We start from the raw sequence: 17,550 nt of genomic DNA, 5'->3' as shown, positions 1-17,550 counted from the left end.
CGCGGCGCGGTGGGGCCACGACGGCAGGCACGGGCGAGGCGGGTGGCGGAACGGCGGGGCCGCCCGGCGTCAGCCCTGCGGCTCCCCGGCATCCCCGCGGTCGGCCACCACGGCCCGCGCGATGGTGGACAGGGCCAGCGTCCGCCCCTCGCCGACGACGAGCCAGCCCTTGTCCAACAGGGATTGCAGCAACGGGCGGGCCTCGTCGCCGAGCTCGTCCGCCACGTCGTCGTCGGAGGGCGGCACGCCGGCCCGGAGGCGGAGGGCGACATGGCGGACGACGGTCTCCTCCGCCGCGGTGAGGGTGAAGTCCATGAGGCGAGCGTAAGGCGGTGCCGCCGCTGCCGCCCACGCGCCCCTCAGTCACCGAGCTGGCGGAACAGCCCCTCCTGCACCACGGAGACCAACAGGCGGCCGGCGCGGTCGTAGATGCGACCGCGGGCCAGGCCCCGGCCGCCGGTGGCGATCGGGGACTCCTGGTCGTAGAGGAACCACTCGTCCGCGCGGAAGGGACGGTGGAACCACATCGCGTGATCGAGGGAGGCCATATCGAAGCCACGGGGGCCCCACAGGGGCTCGATCGGGATGCGGACCGCGTCCAGCAGCGTCATATCGCTGGCGTAGGTCAGCGCGCAGGTGTGCACCAGCGGGTCGTCGCCCAGCGGGCCGACGGCGCGCATCCAGACGGCGCTGCGCGGTTCGGCGCCCTCGATCTCGTCCGGCGTCCAGCGCAGCCGGTCGACATAGCGGATGTCGAACGGCTGGCGGCGGGCCATCCGCTCCAGCGCCTCGGGCAGACCGCCCAGGTGCGTGCGGACCTCTTCCGCGACGTTCGGCAGTTCTTCCGGGTCGGGTACGGCCCGGCGCATCGGCAGTTGGTGTTCGAAGCCGGGTTCCGGCTTGTGGAAGGAGGCGGTCAGATTGAAGATCGTACGTCCCTGCTGGACGGCGACGACCCGACGGGTGGTGAAGGACCGCCCGTCGCGGACCCGCTCGACCTGGTACACGATCGGCACCCCCGGCCGGCCCGGCCGGAGGAAGTACGCGTGCAGCGAGTGGACCGGGCGGTCCCCTTCCGTGGTCCGCCCGGCGGCCACCAGCGCCTGGCCGGCGACCTGCCCGCCGAAGACCCGCTGGAGGCTCTCCTGCGGGCTGCGGCCACGGAAGATGTTCACCTCGATCTGCTCCAGGTCCAGCAGATCGACCAGCTTCTCGGCCGGATTCGTCATGACCGGTGGCCCTCCGTCATCTCCTTCGGCGGCCTCGGTCGAAGCCGTCGGCTCACAACTGCCCCACGTCGGTGACCCGGACCACCGCGCGTCCCTCCTCGTCGGAGGCGGCCAGGTCCACCTCGGCCGAGACGCCCCAGTCGTGATCGCCGTTCGGGTCGGCGAAAGTCTGCCGCACCTTCCACAGCCCGTGCGCGGTGTCCTCGTCGATCCGCAGGAGTTTCGGGCCGCGGGCGTCCGGCCCGGTGCCCAGTTCGTCGTACTCGTCCCAGTAGGCGTCCATCGCCTCGCCCCAGGCGTCGGCGTCCCAGCCGGACTCGGCGTCCATCTCGCCGAGTTCCTCGACCTTGTCCAGTGCCGCCAGCTCCACCCGCCGGAACATCGCGTTGCGGACCAGCACGCGGAACGCCCGCGCGTTGGCGGTGACCGGCCGGACCTGATCCGCCCGCTCGGCCGCCTGCTCCGCCGTCTCCTCCTCCGGGTTGGCCAGCTGCTCCCACTCGTCCAGCAGGCTGGAGTCGACCTGCCGGACCATCTCGCCCAGCCAGGCGACGATGTCCTGGAAGTCCTCCGACTTCAGGTCGTCCGGCACGGTGTGGTCCAGCGCCTTGTACGCGCTGGCCAGGTAGCGCAGCACGATGCCCTCGGTGCGCGCCAGCTCGTAGAAGGAGGTGAACTCCGTGAAGGTCATGGCGCGTTCGTACATGTCGCGGATGACCGACTTCGGCGACAGCGGGTGGTCGCCGACCCAGGGGTGGCTCTTGCGGTAGAGGCCGTAGGCGTGCGACAGCAGCTCGTCCAGCGGCTTGGGGTACTCGACGTCCATGAGGCGCTCCATGCGGTCCTCGTACTCGACGCCGTCGGCCTTCATCTGCGCGACCGCCTCGCCCCGCGCCTTGTTCTGCTGGGCGGCCAGGATCTGCCGGGGGTCGTCCAGCGTCGACTCCACCACCGACACCATGTCCAGCGCGTACGACGGCGACTCGGGGTCGAGCAGGTCGAACGCCGCCAGTGCGAACGTCGACAGCGGCTGGTTGAGCGCGAAGTCCTGCTGGAGGTCCACGGTGAGGCGGACGATCCGGCCCTCCGCGTCCGGCTCCGGGAGCCGCTCGACGATCCCGCCGTCCACGAGGGAGCGGTAGATCGCGATCGCGCGGCGGATGTGCCGCAGCTGGTTCCGGCGCGGCTCGTGGTTGTCCTCCAGCAGGCGTCGCATCGCCTCGAAGGCGTTGCCCGGCCGGGCGATCACCGACAGCAGCATCGTGTGCGTCACCCGGAAACGCGAGGTCAGCGGCTCGGGGTCGGAGCCGATGAGCTTCTCGAAGGTGTTCTGGCCCCAGTTGACGAAGCCCTCCGGCGCCTTCTTGCGGACCACCTTGCGGCGCTTCTTCGGATCGTCGCCCGCCTTCGCCAGCGCCTTCTCGTTCTCCACGACGTGTTCCGGGGCCTGCGCGACCACGAAGCCGGCGGTGTCGAAGCCGGCCCGGCCGGCGCGGCCCGCGATCTGGTGGAACTCCCGCGCCCGCAGCGTCCGCACCCGCGTCCCGTCGTACTTCGTCAGCGCGGTGAACAGCACCGTACGGATGGGGACGTTGACGCCTACGCCGAGCGTGTCGGTGCCGCAGATCACCTTCAGCAGACCCGCCTGCGCCAGCTTCTCCACGAGCCGCCGGTACTTCGGCAGCATGCCCGCGTGGTGCACGCCGATGCCGTGCCGGACGTACCGCGAGAGGTTCCGCCCGAACTTGGTGGTGAAGCGGAAGTTCCCGATCAGCTTGGCGATCTCGTCCTTCTCGGCCCGGGTGCACATGTTGATGCTCATCAGCGCCTGCGCCCGCTCCACGGCGGCGGCCTGCGTGAAGTGCACGATGTAGACCGGCGACTGGCGGGTCTCCAGCAGCTCGGTCAGCGTCTCGGTCAGCGCCGTGCTGCGGTACTCGTACGACAGCGGCACGGGCCGGGTCGCGGAGCGGACCACCGCCGTCGACCGGCCGGTGCGCCGGGTCAGGTCCTCCTCGAAGCGCGACATGTCGCCGAGCGTCGCCGACATCAGGACGAACTGTGCCTGCGGCAGCTCCAGCAGCGGGATCTGCCAGGCCCAGCCCCGGTCCGGCTCGGCGTAGAAGTGGAACTCGTCCATCACGACCTGGCCGATGTCGGCGTACTTGCCGTCACGCAGCGCGATCGAGGCGAGCACCTCGGCGGTGCAGCAGATCACCGGGGCATCGGAGTTGACCGACGCGTCGCCGGTGAGCATCCCGACGTTCTCGGTGCCGAACAGCTTGCACAGGTCGAAGAACTTCTCCGAGACCAGCGCCTTGATGGGCGCGGTGTAGAAGGTGACCTGGTCGTTGGCGAGCGCGGTGAAGTGCGCGCCCGCCGCCACCAGGCTCTTCCCGGAGCCGGTGGGGGTGGACAGGACGACGTTCGCCCCCGAGACCACTTCGATCAGCGCCTCCTCCTGGGCAGGGTAGAGCGAGATGCCCTGCTGTTCGGCCCAGCCCGAAAAGGCTTCGAAGAGGGCGTCGGGGTCGGCGGTGTTCGGGAGATGATCGATGAGGGTCACGCCCCCCATACTGCCTGCCTTCGGCCCGGATCCGGGAACCGGTGCTCCGGATGGAGATCAACTGGAGGCCGACGGCGGCCGGGGAGGGCGGCTGCGCGCCTCCGTCGGCAGGGGTGCGCACACCCCGCGCACGGCCGGGTGCGGATCGTGTTCGCCCCGTCGCCCGCCCGTGTTCCGGCCCGCCACCCGCTCCCCGACCGGAGATCATCTGACGCTACGCTGTGTCGCCGACCAGGCGTCAGAAGCGCAGAACAAGGGGTGGGGAACGACCATGATGGGACCGGCGCACTCGCTGTCCGGAGCCGCGGCCTGGCTGGGGGTGGGGGCGGCGGCCTACGGCGCCGGGTATCCGATGCCCTGGCCGGTGCTGGTCAGCGGCACACTGATCTGTGCCGGGGCGGCACTGGCGCCGGACCTCGACCACAAGGCCGCGACGATCTCGCGTGCCTTCGGGCCGCTGTCGCGCTGGCTGTGCGACGTGGTCGACACCCTCTCGCACGCCGCCTACAAGGCGACCAAGATGCGCGGCGACTCGCACCGCTCGGGCGGGCACCGGACGCTGACCCACACCTGGCTGTGGGCGGTGCTGATCGGCGCCGGTATGTCCCTGCTCGCCATGGAGGGCGGGCGGTGGGCGGTGCTCGGCATCCTCTTCGTCCACATGGTGCTGGCCATCGAGGGGCTGCTGTGGCGGGCGGCGCGGGTCTCCAGCGATGTGCTGGTGTGGCTGCTCGGCGCCGCGGCGGCGTGGATCCTGGCCCAGGAGATGGACCTGCCGGGCAACGGCGCGAGTTGGCTGTTCACCGAGCCGGGGCAGGAGTACCTCTGGCTCGGCCTGCCGATCATGCTGGGCGCGCTGGTGCACGACATCGGCGACGCGCTGACCGTCTCGGGCTGCCCGATCCTGTGGCCCATCCCGATAGGCCGCAAGCGCTGGTACCCGCTGGGCACGCCCAAGCCGATGCGCTTCCGGGCCGGCAGCCGGGTGGAGCTGAAGGTGCTGATGCCGGCGTTCATGCTGCTGGGCGGCCTCGGCGCGCTGGGGGCACTGGGCTACATCTGACCCGTGCGACCCGTGCGACCCGTGCGGCTCGTCCGGTCCCGTTCCCCGGTGGCGCCCCACGGATCCGTGGGGCGCCACCGTGCGTCCGCGGCTCAGCCGTGCCAGGACCGCCACAGCGCCGCGTACGCACCGTCGGCCGCGACCAGCTCCCGGTGGCTGCCCAGTTCGCTGATCCGGCCGTCCTCGACGACCGCGATGACATCGGCGTCGTGGGCGGTGTGCAGCCGATGGGCGATGGCCACGACCGTGCGCCCGTCCAGGACCTTGCCCAGCGACCGCTCCAGATGACGGGCGGCGCGCGGGTCCAGGAGCGACGTCGCCTCGTCGAGCACCAAGGTGTGCGGGTCGGCCAGCACCAGGCGGGCCAGCGCGACCTGCTGGGCCCGGGCCGGTGTCAGGGCCGTGCCGCCGGAGCCGACCTCGGTGTCCAGACCGCCGGGCAGGGCGCGGGCCCAGTCGTCCGCGTCCACCGCGCCCAGGGCCGCCCAGAGTTCGGCGTCGGCCGCGTCCGTGCGGGCCAGCAGCAGGTTGTCGCGCAGCGTTCCGACGAAGACGTGGTGCTCCTGATTGACCAGGGCGACGTGCTCCCGCACGCGTTCGGCGGGCATCGCGGAGAGCTCGGCGCCGCCCAACGACACCGAGCCGGCCCGCGGTCCGTAGATGCCGGCCAGCAGCCGGCCCAGCGTGGACTTCCCGGCACCGGACGGGCCGACCAGCGCCACCCGGCTGCCCGGGCGCACGCTCAGCGAGACCTGGCGCAGCACGTCGACGCCGGCGCGGTAGCCGAAGCTGACGTCCTCGGCGCGCATCTCCCGGCCGCCGGGAACCACCGAGGCGTCGGCGGCCTCCGGCTCGATCTCGCGGACACCGACGAGCCGGGCGATCGACACCTGGGCCACCTGGAGCTCGTCGTACCAGCGCAGGACCAGGTTGACCGGTTCGGTGAGCATCTGCGCCAGCAGCGCGCCGGTGGTCAGCTGCCCCGGGGTGAGCCAGCCGTGCAGCACGAACACCCCGCCGAGCACCACGACCGCGCCGAGGATCACCACATGGGTGACGTTGATGACCGGGAAGAGGACCGAGCGGAGGGAGAGGGTGTAGCGCTCCCACTGGGTCCAGGCGCGGATCCGGTGCTCCGACAGCGCGATCCGGCGGGTGTTCAAGCGGTGCGCCTCGATGGTGCGGCCGGCGTCCACGGACTCGGTGAGGACGGCGGAGACCGCGGCGTAGCCGGCGGCCTCGGAGCGGTAGGCGGCGGGTGCGCGCTTGAAGTACCAGCGGCAGCCGACGATCAGCACCGGCAGCGCGATCAGCACGGACAGCGCGAGCGGCGGTGCGGTCACGGTGAGCCCGCCGAGCAGCAGACCGGCCCAGACGACACCGATGGACAGCTGCGGTACGGCCTCCCGCATCGCCTCGGCGAGTCGGTCGATGTCGGTGGTGATCCGGGACAGCAGGTCGCCGGTGCCGGCTCGTTCCAGGACGCCCGGCGGCAGGGCCACCGACCGGACGAGGAAGTCCTCGCGCAGGTCCGCCAGCATCCGTTCGCCGAGCATGGCCCCGCGCAGCCGCACCATGCGGACGAACGCCGTCTGGACGACCAGGGCGAGGGCGAACAGGCCGATGGTGCGGCCGAGTTGGATCTGTCCGCCGCGGCCCGCGGACAGGTCCTCGACCAGGCCGCCGAGGAGATAGGGACCGACCATCGAGGCGATGACCGCGACGGCGTTGACGGTGACCAGGACGGTGAAGTCCCGGCGGTGGCGGCGGATCAGCTCGGCCACATAGGCGCGCACCGTCGCCGGCGAGCCGACCGGCAGGGTGTCGACGGTCGTGGGCGCGTTGGGATCGTGCTCCGGCGGGGCCAGGCCGATCATGCGGTCTCCTCGATGACGGTGCGGTCGGTGGTGTGCGGCGTCGCGGGGGCGGGGTCCGGTTCGCGGGTGACGACGGCGCGGTACTCCGGGTGGGTGTGCAGCAGTTCGCGGTGCGGTGCCTCGCCGGCGACCTTGCCCTCCTGGAGGAAGACGACGTGGTCGGCGCGGTCCAGGAGGAGCGGGCTGGAGGTGAGGAGCACGGTCGTGCGGCCCGCCCGGATCTCCCGCAGTCCGTCGGCGACCCGGGCCTCGGTGTGCGCGTCGACGGCGCTGGTCGGTTCGTCCAGCACCAGCACCTCGGGGTCGGCGACCAGCGACCTGGCCAGGGCCAGCCGCTGGCGCTGGCCGCCGGAGAGCGACCTGCCGCGTTCGGTGATGTGGGTGTGCATCGGGTCGCCGGAGTCGTCGGCGGACGCCTGGGCCAATGCGGCCAGCACATCGCCGCATTGGGCCGCGTCGAGCGCCGCCTCGTTGGTGACCCGGCCGGACGCCGGGACGTCGAGGAGTTCCCCGAGCGTCCCGGAGAGCAGTACGGGGTCCTTGTCCTGGACCAGGACGGCGGTCCGGGCGGTGCCGCGGGGGACGTCGTCCAGCGGGGTGCCGCCGAGGACGACGGAGAGCGGACGGGGCGACTCCGCCCCGCCGGCGTCCGGGCCGGTGGTCGCCGGGGCCGCCGGGGCCGCTCCCGGGACCGGCAACGGGTCCTGGTACGGGGGATGGCCGCCGAGGCGTTCGGCGAGACGGCCCGCGGCGTCCGGGTCGCCGCACACCACGGCGGTCAACCGGCCGGCCCGCGCGGTCAGCCCGCTGTCCGGGTCGTGGAGGTCGCCGGACGGCGGTTCCGGGTCGGTCAGCCGCCCGCCCGCCGGCCGGCTCAGTGCCAGGACGCGTGCCGTGCGCTCCGCCGACGGCCGGGAGAAGGACCAGGACATCGTCATCTCCTCGAAGTGGCGCAGCGGGTAGAGCAGGAAGGAGACCGCGCCGTAGATGGTGACGAGTTCGCCGACCGTGATCCGGCCGTCGAGCGCGAGGCCGACGCCGTGCCAGACGACGGCGATCAGCAGCAGGCCGGGCAGGGCGACCTGTACGGCCGAGATCAGCGACCACATGCGGGCGCTGCGGACGGCGGCCCGACGGACCTCCTGGGAGGCGCTGCGGTAGCGGCCGAGGAAGAGGTCCTCACCGCCGATCCCGCGCAGGACCCGGAGCCCGGCGACGGTGTCGGAGGCGAGTTCGGTGGCCCGCCCGGCCTTCTCGCGCTGGGCGTCGGCCCGGCGGGTGGCCGGTGGCAGCAGCGGCAGGACGGCCAGCGCCAGGAGGGGAGTGCCCAGGGCCACCACGAGGCCGAGCTGCGGCTGGTAGACGACGAGCGCGAGGCAGACGCCGACCGAGGCCACCAGGGCCGCGCCGAAGCGGGACAGCGTCTCGACGAACCATCCGATGCGCTCCAGGTCGCCGGTGCTGACCGCGACGATCTCGCCGGCCGCCACCCGGCGGGTCATCGCCCCGCCCAGTTCGGAGGTCTTGCGGGCGAGCAGCTGCTGCATCCGGGCCACCGTGACGATCCAGTTGGTCACGGCCGCGCGGTGCAACATGACATCGCCGACCGCCACCAGTCCGCCGAGCACCGCCAGCAGGCCGCCCGCCAGCACCAGTCGGGCGCCGTGGCCGTCCACCGCGGCCTGCACGGCGAGGCCCACCGGCAGCGGGAACGACGCCATCGCGGCCATGTGCACCAGCCCCCAGAAGAGGGCCTTGGCCTGCCCGCCGCGCTGTTTCCGGCACAGCCACACGAGGAATCTGCCGCCCGTACGGACGTCGGGGACGCCGGGGTCGGGGTGGGGAAGATCGCGAATGCGCATGATGTCCAAGGAGTTGTCGCGGCGAGTGGGGGTGGGCCGAGCCCGCCCGGCGGGCCGGCAGCGGCGGTGGTGGTCGGGGGAGTGGTGACACGCCGTCCGGGCAGGCCGGCGCGGCCCTCGCGCCTTGGTGACAGGCCCCGGCGCGAGCGGGGGCACAGGGAAGGTTCGCGTGCCGGGCGGCCCGGTTTCAAACCGTTTTTCCACCGAAAGCCGGTAAAGCCGACGGTTCTTCCGGGCCATGGACGCCGGCGGGCCCGCGGACACGGCGGCCGGCGGGCGAAGGGTCGTCAGGGCGAGGTGGGAGCATGGGCGTCATGCGGACAGCGGGCGGTGCGGTGCGGATGGCGGCGGTGGCCGCGGCGACGGCGTTCCTCGTGGCGGGCTGCGGAGCCGGTGGCGAGGACGGCCGGGACGGTAAGGGCGGCAGGGGGGCCGCGGGGGACGGCGCCGGGGCGCGGCCGCATCCCGGAGGGTCGGCCGGCGGCGGGCCGGACACCGCGCACTCCGCGAGCGTCCCCGGCGTCGGCGCGGCGCTGCGGGCGCGGATCCCGGCCGCCACCCGCCAGGTCGTCGCGGTCTACGGCGCGGGCCCGAACTCCCCGGACGCGACGGTGGTGCTGTACGAGAAGGGCACCAACGGTTGGGACCGCAAGGGGAGTTGGCCGGCGCACAACGGGCGGCGCGGTTGGACGCCGGACCATCACGAGGACGACCAGCGCAGCCCGGTCGGGGTCTTCTCCCTGACCGACGCCGGTGGCGTGCTGCCCGATCCGGGGACCCGGCTGCCCTACACGCACGCGGCGGCATTCACCCCGCCGACGTACTGGTCGAAGAACACCCGTCACGATTTCGACTACGTGGTGGCGATCAACTACAACCGGGTCGTCGGGGCGTCCCCGCTGGATCCCACGCGCCCCCAGGGGCAGTCCAAGGGCGGCGGGGTCTGGCTCCATCTGGACCACGGGAGCGGGACCTCGGCCTGCGTGAGTGTGGCGAAGTCCGCGATGGCAGCGCTGCTGCGGGCGCTCGATCCGGCGCGGCACCCGGTCGTGGTGATGGGGGACAGAGCCCACCTGTCCGGCTGAGTCCGCCGCTCCCGCCCTAGGGACGGAAGCCGGGAGACGCCGCTCCTTTGGATCAAGCTCCAAGATTTCACGGGAAGTTACCCGCCCTCTTTCGGGAGAAACGACAACCGGCCATAGTGACGGACCGCGGAAATATGTTTCCGCATTTCAAAATCCGTCCATGGAGGAGTGCCCGTGCCGCACGCCACCGGAAGCATCGCCCGCCGTGCCGGGCGGATGTTGCGCACCAGCCTGTTCGCCCAGGTGCTGCTCGCCCTGCTGCTCGGTGTCCTGGTCGGACGCCTCTGGCCGCAGGCGGGCTCCTCGCTACAGCCGCTCGGGGACGGCTTCGTCCGCCTCATCAAGGCGGTCATCTCCCCGCTCGTCTTCTGCGTCGTCGTCGCCGGCATCACCAAGGCGGGCGACCTCAAGTCCTTCGGGCGGATCGGGGTCAAGGCCCTGATCTGGTTCGAGGCGGCGACCAGCATCGCCCTGGTCGTGGGCCTGTTGGCGGCCAACGTCTTCAGCCCCGGCGCCGGGATGCACGTCGATCCGGCCTCCCTCGACCAGGGCGCGGTGGACGCCAGGACCGGTGGCGGAAAACTGCCCTCCGCGAGCCAGTTCGCCCTGGAGGCGCTGCCGGACAGCGCGGTCGGCGCGTTCGCCGAGAACTCGCTGCTCCAAGTCCTGGTACTGGCCTGCCTGGTGGGGGCGGCGCTGCTGCACCTCGGGCAGCGGCGCGTGCCCCAGTTGCTGCCGCTGATCGAGCAGACCCAGGACGTGGTCTTCACCATCGTCGGCTACATCATGAAGCTCGCCCCGCTCGCGGTCTTCGGAGCCACCGCCCACCTCGTCGGCCAGTACGGGCTGGGTGCGATGTCGACGTACGGCAAGCTGATCGCGGTCTGCTACGGCGTCGCGCTGGTCTTCCTCGTCCTGCTGGGGCTCGCCCTCAAGGCCGTCACCGGGCTCAGCCTGTGGAAGTTCGTCCGCTACACCCGCGAGGAACTGCTGCTGGCGCTGGGCACCGGCTCCAGCGAGACCGTGATGCCGCGGATGATGCAGAAGCTGCGGGCCGCCGGCTGCCGGGACGACGCGGTCGGCCTGGTGCTGCCCACCGGGTACTCCTTCAACCTCGACGGCGCCTCCATCTACCTCTCCGTCGGCACGCTCTTCATCGCCCAGGCCATCGGCGTCCACCTCTCGCTCGGCCAGCAGATCACCGTCGTCCTGGTGCTGATGCTGACCAGCAAGGGCATGGCGGGCGTGCCCGGTTCGGCGTTCCTGGCGTTGTCCGCGACCGCCACCGCGCTGGGCGTCATCCCGGCCGCAGCGGTCGCCCTGCTGCTCGGCGTCGACCGGATCATGGACTCCATGCGGGTGGCGACCAACCTGCTCGGCAACTGCGTCGCGGTCTTCGCGGTGTCCCGCTGGGAGGGGGCGCTGGACCGGGTGACGGCCAAGCAGGTCCTGGCCGGCGCGGCCCCGGCCGGCAGGGCGCCGCAGCCGGCTCCCGCCCCCGCCGGCCAGGAGGAGCCCGACGACGCCCCCGTCGCCCCCGGAGAGAAGTGACGGCCGGCGGGCGGCAGTCGGAGGGCGGTGAGCGCGGCGTGTGGTGACGCCCGGGACCCGGTGGCGGACGGCCTGCCACCGGGTCCCGGACGTCTGCCGGAGGTCAGGAGGGGCGCGGGAGCCCCGCGCGCCCCGTCACTCGGCGGGCTTCTGGGAGTCCATCCCCGGCCGCGCCTTCCGCCACAGCCCCCGGGTGAAGTCCGGGATCTCCTGCGGGGCGCCCTGTGCCTTGATCGAGCGGTCGCTCAGCGCCACCGGCGCGGACCAGGTCGCCGCGTCATAGACGTCGAAGTCCGGTACCAGGCCGAGACGCAGGCACTGGGTCAGCCGGAGGACCAGCATGTAGTCCATCCCGCCGTGGCCGCCGGGCGGGTTGGCGTGCTCCTTCCACAGCCAGTGGTCCCACTCCGCGTACCGGCCGAAGTCGCCCCACTCGTCGTTGTTCTGGTCGGGCTCCAGGTAGATCCGCTCGGGGTAGTCCTCGAAGAGACCCTTCGTGCCGCCGAGGCTGTTGATCCGGCTGTAGGGGTGGGGGGTGGAGACGTCGTGCTCCAGCCGGATCACCCGGCCCTTGGCGGTCTGCACCAGGCTGATCGTCCGGTCGCTCTCGATGTAGGACTCCTTCCAGCTGGGGTCGCCGGGCGGCATGTGCTCCTTGCGGTACGCGGCCAGGCCCCGCGCCTGCGAGCCGAAGCTGGCGATCCGCACCGCCCGGTCGCCGCGGTTGACGACCATGTAGTTGGCGACCGGCCCGAAGCCGTGGTTGGGGTAGAGGTCGCCGCGCATCCGGGTGTGCCACAGCCGGCGCCAGGGCCCCTCGTAGTACGTCGGATCGAACATCAGGCCCCGCAGGTCGTGGATGTACGCCCCGGCGCCGTGCAGCAGTTCGCCGAAGAGGCCGGCGTGCGCCATCCGCAGCACCCGCATCTCGTTTCTGCCGTAACAGCAGTTCTCCAGTTGGAGGCAGTGTCTGCGGGTGCGCTCGGAGAGGTCCACCAGTTCCCACAGCTGGTCCAGGCGCAGCGCCAGCGGGCATTCGGTGCCGACGTGCTTGCCGTTGAGCAGGGCGGTCCTCGCCATCTCGAAGTGCAGGTCCCAGGGCGTCGCCGCGTAGACGAAGTCGATGTCGGTGCGCCGGCAGAGGTTTTCGAAGTCGTTCTCGCCGTTGGTGTAGACGGCGGGCGCGGGCTGCCCGGCCTTGGTGACCTTCGCCGCGGCCTTGACGACCTTGTCCTTCACCGGGTCGCAGAGCGCCACGACCCGGACGTCTGGCATCGCAAGGAACAGGTCGATCATGCTGCCGCCCCGGTTGCCGAGGCCGATGATGCCGATGCGGACCGTGCTGCGCGGCTCGAACGGCACCCCGATCATGGTCCTGCCCTGGGGCCTGGGAGGTGCGGCGGCGGCCTCGGCCGAGCCGGCCGCCCCGGGTGCGGCCGCGGCCGCCGGCCCGCTGCCCAGCCCGGCGAACCCCAGTCCGGCGCCCGCCGCGCCGGCGGTCCACAGGACCGAACGGCGGCTGGGTCCGGCCTCGTTGGGCTCCTGGTTCTGCGGTTGTGCCTCGTGCATCGGTCCTCCAAAGGAGCGGATCGTACGCGGGACAGTCGTGAACCTCGGTGAGGACCCTGTCGGTTGGGTGGCCTGGGGCACAAGAGGGCCCATTGGACTCTTGGTACGCGTACGTGGACTCTTCGCACCCGTCCGCGGAGGCCGCACAGCGGTGCCCCGTCCGCTTCCTTCAGTGTCTTTCGCAAGAGCCTGAAAAGCCTTGCCGAAAGCCTTGACGTGTCCACGCGCGAAAAGGCAGGCTCCGAAGCGGAATCCCCCCATGGCGGCCTGGCGCGTGGCTGCTCTCGTGGGCGCGGTCCCCGTGCCCCATGACGAAGGAGCCTTCACCATGCAGCGACGCAGGAGCCGCAACCGCGCCGTGCCGAAGGAGCCGCGCGGCGGGCACCGCTCACGGATGCCGGGCAGAGCGCTGACCGGCGCACTGGCAGCGGCGGGCCTGGCCGCCCTCGCCCCCTGGCCCTCGCAGGCCACCCCACCCGGCGACCGGACCGTCACCGCCACCCTCTTCGAGTGGAAGTACGCCGACGTCGCCCGGGCCTGCACCGACCAACTCGGCCCGGCCGGCTACGGCTACGTCGAGGTCTCGCCCGCCTCCGAGCACATCCAGGGCGACCAGTGGTGGACCTCGTACCAACCGGTCAGCTACAAGATCGCCGGCCGGCTGGGCGACCGCGCCGCGCTCGCCTCGATGGTCGGCACCTGCCACGCCGCCGGCGTCAAGGTCATCGCCGACGCCGTCATCAACCACATGGCGGCCGGATCCGGTACCGGCACCGGCGGAACCCAGTACACCAAGTACAACTACCCCGGTTCCTACCAGGACTGGGACTTCCACGGCTGCCGCCGGAACATCTCCGACTACACCAACCGCGACGACGTCCAGAACTGCGAACTGGTCGGCCTCGCGGACCTCGACACCGGCAGCGACTACGTCCGCACCACCCTCGCCAAGTACCTCGACGACCTGCGGTCACTGGGTGTGGACGGCTTCCGGATCGATGCCGCCAAGCACATCGCCGCCGCCGACCTCGCCGCCGTCAAGGGCAAGATGAAGGACCCGGGGTACTGGGTCCAGGAGGTCGTCTACGGCGCCGGCGAGGCCGTCCAGCCCGACGAGTACACCGCAACCGGCGACGTCGACGAGTTCCGCTACGGCACCCACCTCAAGAGCGCCTTCCAGAGCGGCAACCTCGCCCAGCTGAAGTCCGTCGCCGACGGCAAGCTCGGCAGCGACCGGGCCCGCACGTTCGTCGACAACTGGGACACCGAGCGCAACGGTTCGACCCTGACGTACAAGGACGGCGCCACGTACACCCTCGCCAACGTCTTCATGCTCGCCTCGCCGTACGGCTCGCCGAACGTCTACTCCGGCTACCAGTGGTCCGACAAGGACGCCGGCCCGCCCGCCTCCGGAAGCTCCGGCTGGACCGACGAGCACGCCAAACGGGAGATCACCGGCATGGTGGGCTTCCGCAACGCGGTGGGCTCGGCGGGGCTGACCGACTGGTGGGACAACGGGGGCAACGCGATCGCCTTCGGACGGGGCTCGGCGGGGTTCGTCGCCCTCAACGCCGGGGACGGGGCGGTGAACCGGACGTTCGCGACGTCGTTGCCGGCCGGGACGTACTGCGACGTCGTCGCGGCGAACCCGTCGGCGTGCGACGGGCACACGGTGACCGTGGGCGGCGACGGGCAGGCGCAGTTCACCGTGCCCGCGCACGGCGCCGTGGCCCTGCACGTGGCCCGCTGACGCCCGCGCGTCCTCACCCGCCGGCCGGGTCGGAGGTGCCCGGCCGCGTGGCCCACTCCAGGGCGAGGAGGGCCGAGCGGTACCCCCGGCCGTCTGTGGCGTGGTCCATGCCGATCTCGCACATGCGGTTGGCCGAGAGGTGCGCGTCGAAGTGGCGGGCGGTGACCTCGGCCGCCTCCTTCGCGGTGGCGGACTCGGTCAACTCCCGGTGCAGCAGGCCGCGATCGCCGGCGAAGGCACAGCAGCCCGCGTCGTCGGGGACCACCACCTCGCGGGCGCACGCCTCGGCGACCCGCCGCAACTCCTCCTCGTCGCCCAGGTGCTGCATGGCGCAGGTGGGGTGGAGGACGGCGGAGCCGAGGGTGCGGTGGACCGGCAGGTCGGGGAGGAGGTCCGCGGCCCAGACGACCGAGTCCACGACGGTCAGTTCGGCGTGCAGCGAGCGGTTGAACGGGGTGAGGTGCGGCTCGACCTCGTGGGCCAGGCCCAGGGCGCAGGAGGACGCGTCCACCAGCAGCGGCAGCTGTCCGCCGGCCGTCCAGCCCCAGGCCGCCTCGACGACGCGGTTGGCCATCAGGCGGTTGCCCCGCTCGTAGCCCTTGGAGTGCCAGATCGTGGCGCAGCAGGTGCCGGTGACGTCCGGCGGGATCCACACCGGGCGGCCGGCCCGCCGGGCGAGCGCCACCACCGCCTCGGGGAGGGACGGCCCGCGGTGGTCGGCGGGTCCGCCGAAGATCCGGTTGACGCAGGCCGGGTAGTACACCGCGGTCGCGTCGGTCCGGCGCGTCCGGGGCAGCCGGCGGGCCGCGGCGCCGGGGAGCTGCGGCAGCCACTCCGGCACCAGGTCGGGGCGGACGGCCTTGCGGGCGGCGCCGGTCACCGTCGTCAGCCACCGGTCGTCCAGCCGCTCGGCGGCGGCCACCGCCAGCCGGGCCGCCCGCTCGACCGTCGCGAAGTGCCGGGCGGTCCGCTCGGCGATCCGCTCCTCGCGCGGGGAGTGCCGCCGGTGCCGGAAGTCCCTCATCAGCGCGCCGGTGTCGATGCCGACCGGGCAGGCCAGCTTGCAGGTGGAGTCGCCGGCGCAGGTGTCCACCGCGTCGTAGCCGTAGGCGTCCAGCAGCGCGTCGTTGACCGCGGAGCGGGGCGGTTGGCGGTGCATCTCGCGGCGCAGCACGATCCGCTGGCGGGGGGTGGTGGTCAGGTCCTCGCTGGGGCAGGTCGGTTCGCAGAAGCCGCACTCGATGCACGGGTCGGCGACCGCCTCGACCCGGGGGATCGTCTTCAGCCCGCGCAGATGCGCCCGCGGGTCGCGGTCGAGGAGGATCCGCGGGGCGAGGATGCCCCCGGGGTCCACCGTCTCCTTGATCCGCCACATCAACTCCGTGGCCCGCGGCCCCCATTCCAGCTCCAGGAACGGCGCGATGTTCCGGCCGGTGGCGTGCTCGGCCTTGAGCGAGCCGTCGAACCGGGCGACGGTCAGCCGGCAGAAGTCGTCCATGAAGGCGGCGTAGCGGGCCACGTCGTCGGGGTCGGCGGCGTCGAAGGCGAGCAGGAAGTGGAGGTTGCCGTGGGCGGCGTGGCCGGCGACCGCGGCGTCGAAGCCGTGCCGGTCCTGGAGTTCCAGCAGCGCGGTGCAGGCGTCGGCGAGCCGGGCCGGCGGGACCGCGAAGTCCTCGGTGATCAGGGTCGTACCGGACGGGCGGGAGCCGCCGACCGCGGTGACGAACGCCTTGCGGGCCTTCCAGTAGCCGCCGATCACGGCCGCGTCCCGGGTGAAGGCGTTGGCGACCGACGGAACCGGGGCGACCAGCTCCAGCCCGTCCAACGCCCGCGCCGCCGCCTCCTCGTACGCCCGCTGAGCCGCCTCGTCCGGCGCCCGGAACTCCACCAGCAGCGCGGCGGTCTCCTTGGGCAGCTCCGCCCAGTCGGCGGGCACCCCGGACACCCGCACCGACGCGCGCAGGGTGTTGCCGTCCATCAGCTCCACGGCCCGGGCGCCCGCCTCGGTGAAGCGCGGGACGGCGGCGGCCGCGGCGGCGAGGGTGGGGAAGAAGAGCAGCGCGCTGGAGGTGTGCCGGTCCAGCGGCAGGGTCGTGAAGACCGTCTCGGCGATGAAGCCGAGGGTCCCCTCGGAGCCGACCAGCAGCCCGCGCAGGATGCCCACCGGCGTCCGCCCGTCGAGGAAGGCGTCCAGGCGGTAGCCGTTGGTGTTCTTGATCGTGTACTTGGCGCGGATCCGGGCGACCAGCTCCGGGTCCGCCTCGATCTCCGCCTTGAGGGCAAGCAGTTCGGTGCAGAGCACCGGTTCGGCACGCGCCAACCGGGCGTCGGCGTCCGGGCGCGCGGTGTCGACGACGGTGCCGGACGGCAGCACGAAGGTCAGCGAGTCCAGCGTCCGGTAGGAGTTGCGGGTGGTGCCGGCGGTCATCCCGGAGGCGTTGTTGGCGACCACCCCGCCCACGGTGCAGGCGATGGCGCTGGCCGGGTCGGGTCCCAGCAGCCGGCCGTACCGGGCGAGCGTGACGTTGGCCCGCAGGACGGTGGTGCCGGGCCGGATCCGGGCCCGGGCGCCGTCGTCCAGCACCTCGATCCCGGCCCAGTGGCGGCGCACGTCGACGAGGATGTCCTCGCCCTGCGCCTGGCCGTTGAGGGACGTCCCGGCGGCCCGGAAGACCACATGGCGGCCGTGGGCGCGGGCGTAGGCGAACACCGCGGCGACGTCCTCGGTGGTCTCGGCGACCACCACGACCTGCGGGAGGAAGCGGTACGGGCTGGCGTCGGAGGCGTAGCGCACCAGGTCGGAGACCGTGTGCCGCACCTTGTCCGGGCCGAGCAGCGCGATCAGGTCGCCGCGCAGCGGCTCGGGGGTGCCGGCCGCCAGCCGCTCGGGCACCCGGTCCGGTGCGGGCCGGGTGGTACGGGGCCGCAGGGCCTCGGGCGTGGGCTCCAGCAGGGGCACGGTCACCTCCGGTTGACTGCGCGTCAGGTGGCGCGGCAG

General features: G+C 72.7%; 11 protein-coding genes. 4 read left to right on the top strand and 7 right to left on the bottom strand.

The window, feature by feature from the left end:
• Window positions 1-69: 69 nt before the first annotated feature.
• The 3 genes from MOV08_RS07975 to MOV08_RS07965 are packed head-to-tail and all read right to left on the bottom strand — an operon-like array spanning window position 70 to window position 3,795.
• Entirely contained in the window at window positions 70-315 is a 246-nt protein-coding gene (locus tag MOV08_RS07975; RefSeq protein WP_275306843.1) for a hypothetical protein, read from the bottom strand.
• A 44-nt stretch (window positions 316-359) separates the two neighbouring features.
• A complete protein-coding gene (locus tag MOV08_RS07970) occupies window positions 360-1,229 on the bottom strand; it encodes an acyl-CoA thioesterase (RefSeq protein WP_275306842.1) in 870 nt (289 codons plus the stop codon).
• A gap of 52 nt (window positions 1,230-1,281) precedes the next feature.
• The gene (locus MOV08_RS07965) at window positions 1,282-3,795 is read right to left on the bottom strand and encodes a DEAD/DEAH box helicase (protein WP_039630581.1); all 2,514 of its coding nucleotides are present in this window, start codon (window positions 3,793-3,795) and stop codon (window positions 1,282-1,284) included.
• Window positions 3,796-4,066: 271 nt separating this feature from the next.
• Here MOV08_RS07965 and MOV08_RS07960 point away from each other — a divergent pair, with 271 nt between their 5' ends.
• Entirely contained in the window at window positions 4,067-4,858 is a 792-nt protein-coding gene (locus tag MOV08_RS07960; protein WP_039630579.1) for a metal-dependent hydrolase, read from the top strand.
• Between the two features lie 92 nt (window positions 4,859-4,950).
• Here the strand turns inward: MOV08_RS07960 and MOV08_RS07955 are convergent, their stop codons facing one another.
• On the bottom strand, window positions 4,951-6,735 hold the full coding sequence (locus MOV08_RS07955) for an ABC transporter ATP-binding protein (protein WP_039630577.1): 1,785 nt from the start codon (window positions 6,733-6,735) through the stop codon (window positions 4,951-4,953).
• Window positions 6,732-8,597, bottom strand: coding sequence for an ABC transporter transmembrane domain-containing protein (locus tag MOV08_RS07950; protein ID WP_275306841.1), 1,866 nt, complete (start codon window positions 8,595-8,597; stop codon window positions 6,732-6,734). Before MOV08_RS07950 ends, MOV08_RS07955 begins: the two co-directional genes overlap by 4 nt.
• A gap of 314 nt (window positions 8,598-8,911) precedes the next feature.
• On the opposite strand from MOV08_RS07950, the gene MOV08_RS07945 reads away from it, so the two are divergent.
• Window positions 8,912-9,682 carry a hypothetical protein gene (locus tag MOV08_RS07945; protein WP_275306840.1) on the top strand — a complete coding sequence of 257 codons (771 nt, stop codon included), beginning with the start codon at window positions 8,912-8,914 and terminating at the stop codon, window positions 9,680-9,682.
• A gap of 216 nt (window positions 9,683-9,898) precedes the next feature.
• Entirely contained in the window at window positions 9,899-11,233 is a 1,335-nt protein-coding gene (locus MOV08_RS07940; RefSeq protein WP_420834282.1) for a cation:dicarboxylate symporter family transporter, read from the top strand.
• Between the two features lie 135 nt (window positions 11,234-11,368).
• On the opposite strand, the gene MOV08_RS07935 is transcribed toward MOV08_RS07940, so the two are convergent.
• Window positions 11,369-12,802 carry a Gfo/Idh/MocA family protein gene (locus MOV08_RS07935; protein ID WP_275306838.1) on the bottom strand — a complete coding sequence of 478 codons (1,434 nt, stop codon included), beginning with the start codon at window positions 12,800-12,802 and terminating at the stop codon, window positions 11,369-11,371.
• A gap of 394 nt (window positions 12,803-13,196) precedes the next feature.
• Between MOV08_RS07935 and MOV08_RS07930 the strand changes: the two genes are divergently transcribed.
• Entirely contained in the window at window positions 13,197-14,552 is a 1,356-nt protein-coding gene (locus MOV08_RS07930) for an alpha-amylase (protein WP_275311725.1), read from the top strand.
• Window positions 14,553-14,565: 13 nt separating this feature from the next.
• On the opposite strand, the gene MOV08_RS07925 is transcribed toward MOV08_RS07930, so the two are convergent.
• Complete coding sequence (locus MOV08_RS07925; RefSeq protein WP_275311724.1) at window positions 14,566-17,511, bottom strand: FAD-binding and (Fe-S)-binding domain-containing protein; 2,946 nt, start codon at window positions 17,509-17,511, stop codon at window positions 14,566-14,568.
• Window positions 17,512-17,550: the final 39 nt, after the last annotated feature.

The sequence above is a fragment of the Streptomyces yunnanensis genome, assembly GCF_029011865.1.
GTDB classification, from domain to species: Bacteria; Actinomycetota; Actinomycetes; order Streptomycetales; family Streptomycetaceae; genus Streptomyces; species Streptomyces yunnanensis.
This window is presented reverse-complemented; position numbering and strand designations above follow the sequence as displayed.

Excerpts from the sequence above, each read along its gene's own strand:
- MOV08_RS07960 (WP_039630579.1), top strand. The coding sequence starts at position 4,067 with ATGATGGGACCGGCGCACTCGCTGTCCGGAGCCGCGGCCTGGCTGGGG.
- MOV08_RS07945 (WP_275306840.1), top strand. The coding sequence starts at position 8,912 with ATGCGGACAGCGGGCGGTGCGGTGCGGATGGCGGCGGTGGCCGCGGCG.
- MOV08_RS07970 (WP_275306842.1), bottom strand. The coding sequence starts at position 1,229 with ATGACGAATCCGGCCGAGAAGCTGGTCGATCTGCTGGACCTGGAGCAG.
- MOV08_RS07935 (WP_275306838.1), bottom strand. The coding sequence starts at position 12,802 with ATGCACGAGGCACAACCGCAGAACCAGGAGCCCAACGAGGCCGGACCC.
- MOV08_RS07975 (WP_275306843.1), bottom strand. The coding sequence starts at position 315 with ATGGACTTCACCCTCACCGCGGCGGAGGAGACCGTCGTCCGCCATGTC.
- MOV08_RS07930 (WP_275311725.1), top strand. The coding sequence starts at position 13,197 with ATGCCGGGCAGAGCGCTGACCGGCGCACTGGCAGCGGCGGGCCTGGCC.
- MOV08_RS07940 (WP_420834282.1), top strand. The coding sequence starts at position 9,899 with ATGTTGCGCACCAGCCTGTTCGCCCAGGTGCTGCTCGCCCTGCTGCTC.
- MOV08_RS07950 (WP_275306841.1), bottom strand. The coding sequence starts at position 8,597 with ATGCGCATTCGCGATCTTCCCCACCCCGACCCCGGCGTCCCCGACGTC.
- MOV08_RS07955 (WP_039630577.1), bottom strand. The coding sequence starts at position 6,735 with ATGATCGGCCTGGCCCCGCCGGAGCACGATCCCAACGCGCCCACGACC.